Here is a 12,738-nt window from a genome sequence, read left to right on the forward strand (position 1 = left end):
GGGGTTGCGTGCAAAGGGTTTTGCACGCAACCCGATCAGGGCACATACACTTGAACCATTGAGCAGCCTCGCTGCTCAAACCGGTATCACAACAAGGAGAGCGCTATGCCCTGGTATGCCTGGTTAATTCTGCTCGTAGCCATCGGCTCGATCGTCGGCGGTCTTATGATGCTGCGCGATACAGCCAAGAAACTGCCCCTCACCGAAGAACAACTCAAGCGCGTCCATGAGCGCAACGCCGAAATGGACGCCAAGGAAGCCAAGGACCGTTAAATAAGTCCGGGTGGCAGGCTGAAACCTGCCCCTGCCTATTTCCCGATCTCTGCGCTGACCGAAAGCACCTTGATATGAAGCGGCTGAAAGATCGTCTCCAACTCGCCGTCCGCGCGCAACTTCTCCAGCAGCGCTTTGAAGTGTGGAACATCAATGTTGCCATTGGGGCGCAACAATGCGTATTGACGGTAGATCTGATCAACGCGTTCGGAGACCATTAACTGCGCCGCTTCATCTTTGTTATGTGCCATAAAATCAATCAGATAGGAACGGGTAACAGGCGCGATATCCGCGCGATTGCGCACCACCATCAATAGATTACTGTCGTGAGAATAGGTGGAGGTCACATTGAAGTGCTCACTCAAGTACTTCTGATCGGTATTGAAGTTGGCAAATCCATAATGGTAACCACTGAACAACGCCAGACGTTTGTCAGACAGATCATCGAAGTAATTCTGATCACGCCCTTCGACCCGCCTTGCTACATAGACCTCGGCATCTTCAAGGCCCAGATCGACGGTTTCGTGCGCAATATCCTTCCAGCCCCAGTCAGGGTTCTCGAAGATCGCAACATCGAAACGCCCTTCCGCGAATTCACGAAAACGCCGGGGCACGGAGGTGGGGATCATCACAAACTCGTAATCGTCCTGCTCGGCATTCAGGGCATCGATCAGCTTGGGCAACAGACCGGCGTCTTCGCCTTTTTCAGGGCGGACCATATACGGAGGGAAATGCACGGCGGCCACCCGCACGACCTGCGCGGCATAGACTTGGGACGTTGCCATGAACGGCACAAAGAGCAGAAGGCCTGTGGCGAACGTGCGCGCGACGCCATCAATTAATACTGCAAATTTTTTCATAAAACACGACATCAATCAAAGTCCTCCACGCTATGCGGTTTCCATGATTTAAACAACTGTCAAATCAACGGCGTCAGCATTGCTCACAGTGGTTACTATTGTGCAACGCTGCGATGAACTCGCGTGAGGCACCAATGCAATTGGCAGCGGTCACTGTAAGGGCAGTTGTAAAAACGATATTGTCGGCGCAGCCTCAAGCGTGGGCGCAACAGGCTAATCTGGCTACGCTGAAGCCATTGACTATCGTAAGGGAGCTTGATGATGCCGCATTGGCTGGTGATTGATCTGGAGGCTACCACTGAAGAAGGTGGCTGGCCGGTCGCAGAAATGGAAGTCATCGAAATAGGCGCGACGCTGGTCAATCAGGACGGGCGCGAGCTGGACCATTTCGAGCGCTTCGTACGCCCCGCACGCAGGCCTGTGCTGACTCATTTTTGCCGAGAGCTGACCCATATCAATCAAAGCAGTATCGACAGCGCTGCGCCCTTGACGGCCGTGTGGCCTCAGTTCGAGCGCTGGCTGAGCCATCACCGTGCCCGCGTGCTGGGTTGGGCCAGCTGGGGGGATTACGACCGCCAGCAACTGGAAGAGGAATGGCGCTACCACCGCCTCGACAGCGCATTGTCGAGCATGCCGCACGTCAATCTCAAACAGCGATTCGCCCAGGCCCGTCAGTTACAAAAGCCGATGGGCCTGAACAGCGCCCTGCAATTGGCAGGCATGCAATTCACAGGTCAGCAACACCGGGCACTGGTTGATGCACGCAATACCGCCCGGCTCTTGCCGTTGATACTGCCTAATTGAATCTCGCTGCACGTCGTCGTTTGTTCAGCATCGACTTGCAAGGGGCGTGACGAGTTTTACCGTGTTGGGCATACTGGCGGGCCATTTCCAGCCCTTTCAAAAGGAATCGCCCATGTTCAAGGTCAACGAGTACTTCGACGGCACCGTCAAATCCATCGCCTTCAGTCAGGTCGACGGTCAGGCAACCATCGGTGTCATGGCGGCGGGCGAATATGAGTTCGGTACAGCGCAACGGGAAATCATGCACGTGATCTCCGGCGAGCTGAACGTGAAGCTCCCGGACAGTACCGACTGGGAAACTTTCTCCACCGGCAGCCAGTTCAATGTCCCGGCCAACAGCAAGTTCCAGCTCAAGGTCAGCGTTGATACCGCTTACCTGTGCGAATACCGCTGAGACTGAACACGTGGGGGGCCTGACCTCCCACCTTGCCCGCACACCTGCCTATACTGCCCCTTTCTATTCGACGCCAGCATTGAACTGCAACGCCGCCAGACGTGCGTAGAGCGGGTTGCTGGCAATCAGTTGCTGATGGGTACCGACCGCCACCAGCCGGCCCTGATCCATAACGGCAATCCGGTCGGCATTCTGCACAGTGGCCAGTCGATGGGCGATGACCAGCGTAGTACGGCCCTGCATCAGGCTTGGCAAGGCTTGCTGAATCAAGTGCTCACTTTGCGCATCCAGCGCACTGGTCGCCTCGTCCAGCAACAGGATCGGCGCATCGACCAGTAACGCACGGGCAATCGCCAGACGCTGCCGCTGTCCGCCGGACAATCCCACCCCACCCTCACCCAGATGCGTACCGTAGCCGTCGGCCATGTCGAGAATGAACTCGTGCGCATGGGCGATACGCGCTGCTGCCTGTACCTGCTCAAGGCTGGCACTGGCGTTTCCGTAACGAATGTTTTCCTCGACACTGCCGAAAAACAGTGCGGGCGATTGTGAAACCAGCGCGAAGCAGCGGCGCAGATCGTGCGGATCGAGCCGTGCGATCGGCACGCCCTCGATCAGGATGCGCCCTTGAATCGGGTCGTAGAAACGCAGCAGCAGGTCGAGGATAGTCGACTTACCTGCTCCGGAAAGCCCGACCAGCGCCAGGGTTTCACCGGGCTCGATGTTCAGGGTCAGGTTATCCAGCGCATTGCGCTCGGGACGCGACGGGTAGGCGAAAGTGACATTCTCCAGCGCCAGACGCCCGCTGATGCGTTGCGGCAGGCTCTGCAGCTCTGTGGCTGGCGCTTTGATCTCGCTGCGAGCCTGAAGCAGCTCGCCAATCCTCTCTGCGGCACCGGCGGCGCGCTGCAAATCGCCGATCACCTCGCTCAATGTGCCAAACGCCATGCCGACCATTAGCGCGTAAAACACAAACGCTGCCAGCTCCCCGCTGGAAATACGTCCGCTGATCACGTCCATGCCGCCCACCCACAGCATTACCGCCACTGCGCCCAGCACCAGAACGATCACCAGCGTAATCAGCCAGGAGCGCTGCAAAATCCGTTTGCGAGCGGTATCGAACGCCTGCTCCACCGTATGTGAAAAACGCTGTTTGTCCTGCTCTTGATGGTTGTACGCCTGCACCGTCTTGATCTGCCCCAGCGCTTCGGCCACGTAGCTGCCCACATTGGCGACCCGGTCCTGGCTCTCGCGCGACAGGTTTCGTACCCGCCGTCCGAACATGAGAATGGGCGCGATGATCAGCGGCAACGCCACCACCACGATGCTGGTGAGCTTGGGGTTGGTGATGAACAACAGCACGATGCCGCCAACGACCATCAGTACGTTGCGCAGGAACATCGACAGTGACGAGCCGATCACCGACTGCAACAACGTGGTATCGGCAGTCAGCCGCGACTGGATTTCCGAGCTGCGATTGTTCTCGTAGAAGCCCGGATGCAGCTCTATCAGGTGATCGAATACTTTCTTGCGCAGGTCGGCGACCACGCGCTCGCCGATCCATGACACCAGATAAAAGCGGGCGAACGTTCCGATGGCCAGGCCAACCGTCAGCAGCATGAAAAAGCCAATCGAGCGCTCGAGCAACTGCGGCGAGCGGGTCATGAAGCCCTGATCGACCATCAGCTTGATGCCTTGGCCGATCGACAGGGTGATACCCGCGGTAATGACCAGTGCCAACAACGCTCCGAACGCTTGCCAGCGATACGGCGCAATGAAACTCGCGGCCAGGCGAAGTGCCTGGCGGTGACGTCGGGTAATCCGTGAAATCATGAAGCCTGCCTGTTTGCCCGATCTGTCTGAATAGCGAAGCCTACACCTGTCATGCATGGCGCGCTGTGCATCATTTCGAATGAACTTGCGCCCGGCTTCAAAGGTCAGGTTATGACTGCTTTACAGAGGCGCTATAAGACATCGATCTAAGCGCCTGCTGGCAGATTTGCATCATTTCTGTTGCACTGGGAACGCGTTTGAGCGGCTGACAGAACCTGTCACGGACCGGTCATCAAGCGCGGTTAATTTAACGCCGTTACCTGATGAAAGGAGAAACACCATGAGCCTGCAAGAGCGCAGCAACGAAGTTCCAGTCGTTCGAGCCACGCCCAATCTGCCGGTTGGCGGTGCAATTCTCGACGAGCATGGGCAAGAAGTCCTGATCACTGAAGCAATGGTTCAGGCTGCCTGCCAGGAATGCGACAAGAACTGGGTAACCCCGGAAAAATAAAACCGAACCTGACCAAATGCCTTGAAACCCGACCCTGAGTCGGGTTTTTTATGTCCCGCGTTTACCGGACGATCAGACCAGTACGGCCCCCAGCGCCCGCACGAGTTGCGCCAGCCCCCCGGACTCACCTTCCAAACGGACCTTCAGACCTTCGATTTCCCGACGTGGCGGGTAATGCTTGCGCAGGGCATCGAAGGCCAGGCGCTGACTGGCAGTGTCGCCGGTGAGGCTGCGCCGAAAGTCTGCATCGTCACGCCGCGGGTCGTACACGCCACGGCACAGCATGTTCAGTGCCCAGACCGGATCGCTTGCAGCATCAAGGCTGACCTGCGCCAGCCACGGCTTGGGCAGCAGATCGTCCAGTTTTATCACCGCAGGCTGCCCCAGGAAGGCACACAGCGCCTGATAGATCTGCGCAGTGCCCCGTTGCCTGCCATCGAGGCTGTAACCGGCGATGTGCGGCGTACCCAGAACGCACAGGTCGGCCAGCGCCACGTTGACCTGCGGCTCACCTTCCCACACATCCAGCACGGCTTGCAGGTCTTCGCGCTCAAGCAGCACGTCGTGCAGCGCAGTGTTGTCCACCACGGCACCACGGCTGGCATTGATCAGCCAGGCGCCCTGCCTGAGTTGGCGCAAACGGGTTTCGTCGAGCAGGTGCCAGGTTGCCAACGCCCCGGTCTTGCTCAACGGCGTGTGCAGGCTGATGACGTCACAGCGCTGCAATATCTCGTCAAGGCTGACGAAGTCACCACCTTCGACAGACTCGCGTGGCGGATCGCAGACCAGTACGTTCCAGCCAAGCACCTTCAAGACATCGACCAGACGACCACCCACCTGCCCTGCACCGACCACACCGTAAGTACGTTGCGCGAGGTCGACGCCTTCGATTTCAGCCAGGGTCAGCAGGCTGCCGAGCACGTAATCCACCACGCCGCGCGCATTGCAGCCCGGTGCGCTGGCCCACTGGATACCGGCTTGCTGAAACCCGTCCAGATCCAGATGATCGGTGCCGATGGTGCAGGTGCCGACAAACCGCACCGGGCTGCCTTCGAGCAGCTCACGGGTTAAGGGTGTCACGGAGCGCACCAGCAGGATGTCGGCGTTCGCCACCGCAGCGCGATCTATGGCGCGTCCCGGCAAGCGATGAATCTCACCGAAATGAGCGAAAAAAGCGTCGAGCAGGGGAATATTTTCGTCAGCAACAATGCGCATGGAAGACTCTCTGGGTCTGGCGAACAGGGACCGGTCCCCAGTGGGAACAGGTGCGTCGTGAACCGGCGCGGGTTGCAGCGATGTAACAATCAATCAGGCTTTTTGCGTATCCAGTACAGGAACGTGCCTTCTTCAGCCTGCTCCGCAACCAGCTCATGCCCAAGAAATACACAGAACTTCGGAATATCGCGGCGCGTGGACGGATCGGTCGCGATCACATTGAGCAGGCCGCCCGCAGGCAAGTCACGCACCTTTTGATGCAGCATCATCACCGGTTCCGGACAGAACAGGCCGACAGCGTCCAGCACGGCGTCGACGGTCAGGTTTTCAATGGGCTCAGACATGGGGCACTCCAGAGGCGGGTGACGATTGTCGCTCAATTCAGTCGGTCAGGCCAAATACTGATGGTTGTACTGATGCCGAACGGCGGCGCGCAGCAAGACAGCAGACAGAAAAATGCCAAGCACATGGCCTGGCATTGATCGTGACCCAGACGACCGTCAGAACGGCAGTTTCATGCCCGGTGGCAACTGCATGCCCGCGGTCATGGAAGCGGTCTTGTCCTGGCTGGCCTGCTCGATCTTGCGCACGGCGTCGTTGACGGCGGCGGCGATCAGGTCTTCCAGCACTTCCTTGTCTTCCTGCATCAGGCTGTCATCCAGATTGATGCGCTTGACGTCGTGACGACCGGTCATCACGACGCTCACCAGGCCTGCGCCCGATTGACCGGTGACTTCCGCGTTGGCCAGTTCTTCCTGCATCTTGGCCATTTTTTCCTGCATTTGCTGCGCCTGCTTCATCAGGCCAGCCATGCCACCTTTCATCATGGGATATCTCCTCGAAAATGGATGGTTTGTTTGCGCGGCGCCAATGGCGCCCTGTGTTCAGTTATTGAGGCTGCACCGCAGGCGCGTCTACGGGCTGGATAGTATCTTCCCGGATAACAGCGCCAAACTGCTGCAACATCTGCTGGATATACGGGTCGGCCTGGATCGAGGCTTCGGCCTGACGCTGACGCTCGGCACGCAGTCGCGAAGCAGCCTGGGCAGGAGTTTCCTGCTCGGGCTTGATCAGCTCGATACTCAGATTGATCGTGCGACCATGATACTGGTTCAACGCATCGTTCAGGCGGCGCTGCTGGGTTGAGTTGAACAGGGCGCTGTGCGCCGGGTCCAGGTGCAGCAGCCACTTATCGCCATCGACCGCCATCAAGGTGCAGTTGGCGGCAATGCTGCCGGTCATGCCGGAGATCGGCAGTTTGGGGAATACCTCCAGCCAGTCGGCAGCAAGGCCGGTGGCTGGTTTGGCGGCCGGAGCGGGCTCGGGCTCGACCGCTTCAAGCTCGACGACGCTCTCGTGGGCCAGTTCATCCAGATAGCTATAGGACGCCGGGTCGATGTCGATATCCGGCTCGACGTAATCGTCATCCGCTGGCGGCTCGTCATCGCGCCCCATTGGGCCGGAATTCGAAGACATCGAATCCGGATTCATGGACAGATAGGCGGAATCAGGGATGGCTTCAAGCATCGCAGGTGTAACCTGCTGCTCGGCAACCGGCTGCGCAGGTTCCGCCTCCGGCGCGTCTGGCACTGGGCTGGCGGGCGCAGGCGTCGGCATTGGCGTGAGGTCTGGCTGTTCGGAGACAGTCTCCAGAACCGGCTCGGCTACCGGTTCTGCAACAGTGCCAGTGTCAGGTGCGGATTCAGCGTTTTTTTCGACAACCGGTGCCTTTGGCTCATTCCACGGCAGATCGACTTCTTCGACCGGCCCGGGCTGTGCTTGCGGCTGTGATTCTGGCTGTGCTGCGGGCTCAGCTCGTACAGCAGCGGTCGGCATCGGGGCGGTGGCTGGCGGCAGCGCTTCGAAGGCCGGATCGGGCGCAGCCATCACCGGTGCTGTTGAAACTGCGGGAGCTACCGATGCAACAGGTGTCGCATCGGCCACTGCTTTTCGGGAATCAACCGTGGCCTGGCTGATCCCCACCGGCTTTAGCGGTTGCCTCGGCGCATCGTCGTTATCGGCCGGGCGGAACGCCAGCATGCGCAGCAGGACCATCTCGAAACCGCCACGCGGATCCGGGGCCAGCGGCAAGTCACGACGACCAATCAGACCCATCTGGTAATAAAACTGCACGTCTTCGGCAGGCAATGCCTGGGCCAGCGCCAACACCCGGTCGCGGTCGCCGTGCCCGTTGTCGACGCCTTCGGGCAACGCCTGGGCAATCGCCACGCGGTGCAGAACATTGAGAATTTCCGAGAGCACACCATTCCAGTCAGGCCCCTGCTCGGCCAGGTGGCGTACCGCCTCCAGCACACCGCGAGCGTCGCCTTCCAGCAACGCAGTCAGCACATCGAACACCTGACCGTGATCCAGCGTGCCGAGCATGGCGCGCACATCGACAGCCATGACCTTGCCTTCACCAAAGGCAATGGCCTGATCGGTCAGGCTCATCGCGTCACGCATCGAACCGTCGGCAGCGCGCCCGAGCAGCCACAGCGCATCGTCTTCGAACGGCACATTCTCGACGCCCAGTACGTGGGTCAGATGTTCGACCACACGTTCGGGCGTCATGTTTTTCAGCGAGAACTGCAAGCAGCGCGACAGAATGGTCGCAGGCAGCTTCTGCGGATCGGTGGTAGCGAGGATGAACTTGACGTAGGGCGGCGGCTCTTCAAGCGTCTTGAGCAAGGCGTTGAACGAGTGACTGGAGAGCATGTGCACTTCGTCGATCAGGTAGACCTTGAAGCGACCGCGACTTGGCACGTACTGCACGTTATCCAGCAGTTCGCGCGTGTCTTCGACCTTGGTGCGGCTGGCGGCGTCGATCTCGATCAGGTCGACGAAACGACCTTCATCGATCTCTTTGCACACCGAGCAGGTGCCACAGGGCGTGGAGGTGATGCCGGTCTCGCAGTTCAGGCACTTGGCGATGATCCGCGCGATAGTGGTCTTGCCGACGCCTCGCGTGCCGGTGAACAAATAGGCATGGTGCAGGCGCTGGCTGTCCAGCGCGTTGATCAGGGCCTTCAACACATGAGCCTGGCCGACCATTTCGCGGAACGAGCGCGGACGCCATTTACGTGCAAGAACCTGATAACTCATTTAAAACCGTCGCAACTGGTAAGCGGAAGACCGCCAATGCTAGCCGAGCAGGGGCAAAATTGCATCTGGTGTCCGCCTCTATTGTGGCTAAGCTGAGCAAATGAATCCAATGACGCGCTTTAAACGGACGTTTGCAGAGCCACGGCTACCTCGTGCAGCCGTGGCGTGCATGCTATTGCTGTCGACGCAGACCGTCAGCGCGGCCAAAGCTACTCTGGACTTCGCGGTCAACGAAGGCTGGACCATGCCGATGATGCATATCACCGACTTTCGGCCCGAATCCGGCATCCTGTTCGACATTATGCAAAGCGTTGCGCACCATGTCGGCCTCGAAGCCAGGTACCACGTGATGCCGCGCCTGCGCATCCAGTCGGCGCTTGAGCGTGGCGAAGTAGACATGCATTGCTACAGCTCACAGGCGTGGTATCCCGATCTGTCCGGGGATTACCTCTGGAGCCTGCCGATTCTCTATCAACGCGACTGGCTGGTCGCTTCAGCCGAAACAGCTGCGGGTCCTTACCCGGAGCAGTTCGACAATGAAACCGTCGGCACGGTACTTGGCTACAACTACCCTGCCCTGCAGCATCTTTTCGATAATCATCAACTGATACGTGAAGACGCGCGCACACAGAACCAGACGCTCGGCAAGCTGATGGCTGGACGCTACAACTACGCCGTGACCAACCAGTTGATCCTTGAATGGACCAATCGAAACCTGCCTGTCGGCAGAAGGCTGAAGCCCATATCGCTGGTCGCAGAGCAGCCTGCGGCCTGCCTGATACGCAACACCCCCGAGCTGCCGACAGGTAAAATCCTGCGCACACTGGTGCAAATGCGCCTGTCGGGCGAGATTCAGCAAATCATCGATCACTACACCGCGCCCCCGTAACCCTTCATCTGCGGTGTAGCAATAGCGTCATATTCCGTCGTTACGCTCGCCTGAAATCTTTGGTAATACATTAACCAGCGCGAGTATTTGGCGATGAGCGACAGACCAGACGACGAAGACACTAACAACAACCCCAGCCGCCGTCGTTTTCTGGGCGGGATGGCTGCCTTGGGCGCAGGCGTCACGTTGAGCAGCTACGTTTCGGCCCACGAGAAACCGCCCGCCGACAACGACAAGCATCATCATCTTGCCGGGCCGGCGCTGGACCGGGCCTTGCGCGAAAACGTGAAGACCATTGTGGTGATCTACGCCGAGAACCGCAGCTTCAATAACCTGTTCGGCGATTTTCCCGGGGTCCAGAAGCCACTCTCCTCGCTCAGACCTTCCGACTATGAACAGCGCGACCGCGACGGCACGCTATTGTCCAAACTGCCGCCCGCCTGGGGTGGTGTGTTGCAGGTCGGGCCGCAAACCGTTGACGGCGTGACCTACCCGGCAGGCGAGCAGTTTCAGAAAGACCTGCCCAACGCTCCCTTCCCGCTCAAGGGGCCAAACGGCGAAGATCTGCCGCTGAGTCTGGTCACTCGCGACCTGTGGCACGTTTTCTATCAGAATCAGATGCAGATCAACGACGGTCGCAATGATCGATTCGTCGCCTGGGCCGACGCTGGCGGGCTGACCATGGGCAACTACGCACAGACTCAGTACTCGCTGCGCCTGTGGGACGTTGCCTCGGAATTCGTGCTGTGCGACAACTTCTTTCAGGGTGCATTCGGCGGCTCGTTCCTCAACCACCAGTACCTGATTTCAGCCACCGCGCCGATTTACCCCAACGCTGCCGAGTCTCCGGCCAAATCCCAGATCGCAACCCTGCAGAGCTTCAACCCGCAAGACCCGCGCCTCAAGCCACTGGACAAGTCGCCTGCCAGCGCAATGGAGGGGCCACCGCAGTTTGGCCCCAGCGCCATTACCCCGGACAACTACGCCGTCAACACCATGGCCCCGCCCTACTGGCCAACCTGGCTGCGCGACCCGCAGAACCCTGATTACTCGAAACCGGATCTGCCCAACGTGCTGGTTCCGCAAAGCCACGAACACATCGGCGACAAACTGTCGAAAAGAAATGTCGACTGGGCCTGGTACGCTGGGGCCTGGCAAGTGACGCTGGACGAGTTCAAGGACTCCACGGGAATCCCGAAAATCCCTAACTTTCAATACCATCACCAGCCGTTCAACTACTTCAAGCAACAGGGTCCGCAAAACCATGAAGAACGCAAAAAACGTTTGCGTGACGGCGGCCTGGGTGACGAGTCGAGCACCAACCGCTTCCTCGCCGATGCCGAAGCCGGCAAGTTGCCCGCGGTAACCTTCTACAAGCCCCAGGGCAACCTGAACATGCACGCCGGTTATGCCGACGTGGCTGCGGGTGACCGGCACATAGACCGGGTGATCAAGGTGCTGCGCAAGAGCCCGCAATGGGACAACATGGTGATCGTCGTGACTGTGGACGAAAACGGCGGCTGGTGGGACCACGTCGCACCGCCCAAAGGCGACCGCTTCGGCCCCGGCACGCGTATTCCGGCGCTGGTCATTTCACCCTTCGCTCGCAAAGGCAAGGTGGACCACACGGTCTACGACACGGCCTCGATTTTGCGCCTGATTACCCGTGTTCACGGCCTGGAAAAGCTCGACGGGCTGAAGCGCCGCGACGACGCCATGATCGCGCGCGGCCAGGCTCCCATGGGCGACCTGACCAACGCATTGCACTTTCCTGCCTGATTCCGTCGCTGTATCGCTCAGGTACTCGCGTCGGCTGCCTCCAGTGCAGTCGGACGCGACGTCTTGACCGGTGGCAGGGACGCCACATACACCGTGCGGGACGGAAATGCGAAACGCACATCCAGTTCGGCGAAGGCTTCCATGATGTCCAGATTGATCGCCTGCTGCACATCCATATAAACGTTGTAGCTGGGGTCGAGAACGATAAAGACGGTCTCGAACTCCAGTGACGTTTCGCCAAAACCACGGAAATGCGAGCGGTCGAAACGGGCGAGTTTCTGCGCGTTGATGATCGTTTCTACTTTCTTTGGCACTTCCCGTATCTGATCGACAGAGCAGTCATACGTGAGCCTGAATTCGAAGACAATGCGCCGTTCCTGCAAGCGTTTGTAGTTCTGAATGGTGTTGTTGATCATGTCGGCGTTGGCCATCACGATCTGCTCGCCGCCCAGGCTACGGATGCGTGTGGTCTTCAGACCCACATGTTCGACCATACCGGACAGCGCGCCAACCACAATGAAATCGCCCACTTCAAAAGGCTTGTCCACTGCGATGGAAAGTGAGGCAAACACATCACCCAGAATGTTCTGCACCGCCAGCGCGAGCGCAATTGCCCGGTTCGCCCACAACCCGACCTGCAATGCAGCAACCACGAACCACAGACTGCTGACCCGCCCAAGCCAGCGCTCCGGCAGATCGAGCATGCCCACCCCGATCAGAATCGAAGCCAGCAGTAACAGTGTATTGCTGGTGCCCGACAGCACCTGCACCACGATGTAGCGCATATGCGTGCTGGGCGAATCAGGCCGCGAGCGCATCTTTCGGAGCACAAAACCGATAACCCCCCTGACCAGAATAAAACTCATGGTCGAGGCGAACACAGCGAGTATCCAATTGGCGAGCGAAATGCCCAGAAATTGCGAGTCTGTGAAAAATCTGATGATGTCCTGTTCCATCCGGCCCCCGGCTCCACTGCTACGAGACGCCTGACCGAAAAGCCCGTGACACCCGCAGCGACCTGAATTGCCCTTGCCGTAAAACGGTTTCAAGCGACGCGTAAGGGGTTAGGGGGTGTGTAGGAGTGAGGGTTCAGTTGAATTGGCTATTGAGCGATAACCTGAGAGACTGTCAGAAATTT

Annotated in this window: 13 protein-coding genes; 6 read left to right on the top strand and 7 right to left on the bottom strand. The window is 58.9% G+C overall.

Features of this window, described 5'->3' with window-relative positions; all coding sequences use genetic code 11:
• The first annotated feature begins 105 nt into the window (after positions 1-105).
• Entirely contained in the window at positions 106-273 is a 168-nt protein-coding gene (locus ALO64_RS23840) for a DUF2897 family protein (protein ID WP_002552826.1), read from the top strand.
• A 35-nt stretch (positions 274-308) separates the two neighbouring features.
• Here ALO64_RS23840 and ALO64_RS04960 read toward each other — a convergent pair whose 3' ends face one another.
• On the bottom strand, positions 309-1,145 hold the full coding sequence (locus ALO64_RS04960; RefSeq protein WP_044343800.1) for a substrate-binding periplasmic protein: 837 nt from the start codon (positions 1,143-1,145) through the stop codon (positions 309-311).
• A gap of 249 nt (positions 1,146-1,394) precedes the next feature.
• Between ALO64_RS04960 and ALO64_RS04965 the strand changes: the two genes are divergently transcribed.
• Both ALO64_RS04965 and ppnP read left to right on the top strand, forming a co-directional pair.
• On the top strand, positions 1,395-1,937 hold the full coding sequence (locus tag ALO64_RS04965; protein WP_002552824.1) for an exonuclease domain-containing protein: 543 nt from the start codon (positions 1,395-1,397) through the stop codon (positions 1,935-1,937).
• Positions 1,938-2,049: 112 nt separating this feature from the next.
• Entirely contained in the window at positions 2,050-2,331 is a 282-nt protein-coding gene (gene ppnP / locus ALO64_RS04970; protein WP_004658419.1) for a pyrimidine/purine nucleoside phosphorylase, read from the top strand.
• Between the two features lie 63 nt (positions 2,332-2,394).
• On the opposite strand, the gene ALO64_RS04975 is transcribed toward ppnP, so the two are convergent.
• Positions 2,395-4,164: an ABC transporter transmembrane domain-containing protein gene (locus tag ALO64_RS04975; RefSeq protein WP_044343799.1), complete on the bottom strand. Its 1,770-nt coding sequence runs from the start codon at positions 4,162-4,164 to the stop codon at positions 2,395-2,397.
• 280 nt (positions 4,165-4,444) lie between these two features.
• On the opposite strand from ALO64_RS04975, the gene ALO64_RS25655 reads away from it, so the two are divergent.
• The gene (locus ALO64_RS25655) at positions 4,445-4,615 is read left to right on the top strand and encodes a PA1571 family protein (protein ID WP_002552821.1); all 171 of its coding nucleotides are present in this window, start codon (positions 4,445-4,447) and stop codon (positions 4,613-4,615) included.
• A 72-nt stretch (positions 4,616-4,687) separates the two neighbouring features.
• Here ALO64_RS25655 and pdxB read toward each other — a convergent pair whose 3' ends face one another.
• The 4 genes from pdxB to dnaX all read right to left on the bottom strand — a co-directional run bounded on the left by pdxB (position 4,688) and on the right by dnaX (position 8,932).
• Positions 4,688-5,830 carry a 4-phosphoerythronate dehydrogenase PdxB gene (gene pdxB, locus ALO64_RS04985; RefSeq protein WP_044317609.1) on the bottom strand — a complete coding sequence of 381 codons (1,143 nt, stop codon included), beginning with the start codon at positions 5,828-5,830 and terminating at the stop codon, positions 4,688-4,690.
• Positions 5,831-5,919: 89 nt separating this feature from the next.
• Positions 5,920-6,174, bottom strand: a complete 255-nt coding sequence (gene tusA, locus ALO64_RS04990) for a sulfurtransferase TusA (RefSeq protein ID WP_044343798.1) — start codon at positions 6,172-6,174, stop codon at positions 5,920-5,922.
• Between the two features lie 156 nt (positions 6,175-6,330).
• A complete protein-coding gene (locus ALO64_RS04995) occupies positions 6,331-6,657 on the bottom strand; it encodes a YbaB/EbfC family nucleoid-associated protein (protein WP_002552818.1) in 327 nt (108 codons plus the stop codon).
• A gap of 61 nt (positions 6,658-6,718) precedes the next feature.
• Positions 6,719-8,932 (bottom strand): DNA polymerase III subunit gamma/tau, encoded by a 2,214-nt coding sequence (gene dnaX, locus ALO64_RS05000; RefSeq protein WP_044343797.1) that lies wholly within the window; start codon positions 8,930-8,932, stop codon positions 6,719-6,721.
• 109 nt (positions 8,933-9,041) lie between these two features.
• Here dnaX and ALO64_RS05005 point away from each other — a divergent pair, with 109 nt between their 5' ends.
• Positions 9,042-9,821: a substrate-binding periplasmic protein gene (locus tag ALO64_RS05005; RefSeq protein ID WP_044343796.1), complete on the top strand. Its 780-nt coding sequence runs from the start codon at positions 9,042-9,044 to the stop codon at positions 9,819-9,821.
• Between the two features lie 93 nt (positions 9,822-9,914).
• Complete coding sequence (gene acpA, locus ALO64_RS05010) at positions 9,915-11,600, top strand: acid phosphatase (RefSeq protein WP_002552815.1); 1,686 nt, start codon at positions 9,915-9,917, stop codon at positions 11,598-11,600.
• 17 nt (positions 11,601-11,617) lie between these two features.
• Here acpA and ALO64_RS05015 read toward each other — a convergent pair whose 3' ends face one another.
• Positions 11,618-12,556 (bottom strand): mechanosensitive ion channel family protein, encoded by a 939-nt coding sequence (locus ALO64_RS05015; protein WP_044343795.1) that lies wholly within the window; start codon positions 12,554-12,556, stop codon positions 11,618-11,620.
• Positions 12,557-12,738 lie beyond the last annotated feature (182 nt).

Source organism: Pseudomonas meliae, from assembly GCF_001400515.1.
Taxonomy (GTDB): Bacteria; Pseudomonadota; Gammaproteobacteria; order Pseudomonadales; family Pseudomonadaceae; genus Aquipseudomonas; species Aquipseudomonas amygdali.

Excerpts from the sequence above, each read along its gene's own strand:
- ALO64_RS04965 (WP_002552824.1), top strand. The coding sequence starts at position 1,395 with ATGCCGCATTGGCTGGTGATTGATCTGGAGGCTACCACTGAAGAAGGT.
- ALO64_RS25655 (WP_002552821.1), top strand. The coding sequence starts at position 4,445 with ATGAGCCTGCAAGAGCGCAGCAACGAAGTTCCAGTCGTTCGAGCCACG.
- ALO64_RS04995 (WP_002552818.1), bottom strand. The coding sequence starts at position 6,657 with ATGATGAAAGGTGGCATGGCTGGCCTGATGAAGCAGGCGCAGCAAATG.
- dnaX (WP_044343797.1), bottom strand. The coding sequence starts at position 8,932 with ATGAGTTATCAGGTTCTTGCACGTAAATGGCGTCCGCGCTCGTTCCGC.
- ALO64_RS05005 (WP_044343796.1), top strand. The coding sequence starts at position 9,042 with ATGACGCGCTTTAAACGGACGTTTGCAGAGCCACGGCTACCTCGTGCA.
- ALO64_RS04975 (WP_044343799.1), bottom strand. The coding sequence starts at position 4,164 with ATGATTTCACGGATTACCCGACGTCACCGCCAGGCACTTCGCCTGGCC.
- tusA (WP_044343798.1), bottom strand. The coding sequence starts at position 6,174 with ATGTCTGAGCCCATTGAAAACCTGACCGTCGACGCCGTGCTGGACGCT.
- ALO64_RS04960 (WP_044343800.1), bottom strand. The coding sequence starts at position 1,145 with ATGTCGTGTTTTATGAAAAAATTTGCAGTATTAATTGATGGCGTCGCG.
- ALO64_RS23840 (WP_002552826.1), top strand. The coding sequence starts at position 106 with ATGCCCTGGTATGCCTGGTTAATTCTGCTCGTAGCCATCGGCTCGATC.
- ALO64_RS05015 (WP_044343795.1), bottom strand. The coding sequence starts at position 12,556 with ATGGAACAGGACATCATCAGATTTTTCACAGACTCGCAATTTCTGGGC.
- ppnP (WP_004658419.1), top strand. The coding sequence starts at position 2,050 with ATGTTCAAGGTCAACGAGTACTTCGACGGCACCGTCAAATCCATCGCC.
- acpA (WP_002552815.1), top strand. The coding sequence starts at position 9,915 with ATGAGCGACAGACCAGACGACGAAGACACTAACAACAACCCCAGCCGC.
- pdxB (WP_044317609.1), bottom strand. The coding sequence starts at position 5,830 with ATGCGCATTGTTGCTGACGAAAATATTCCCCTGCTCGACGCTTTTTTC.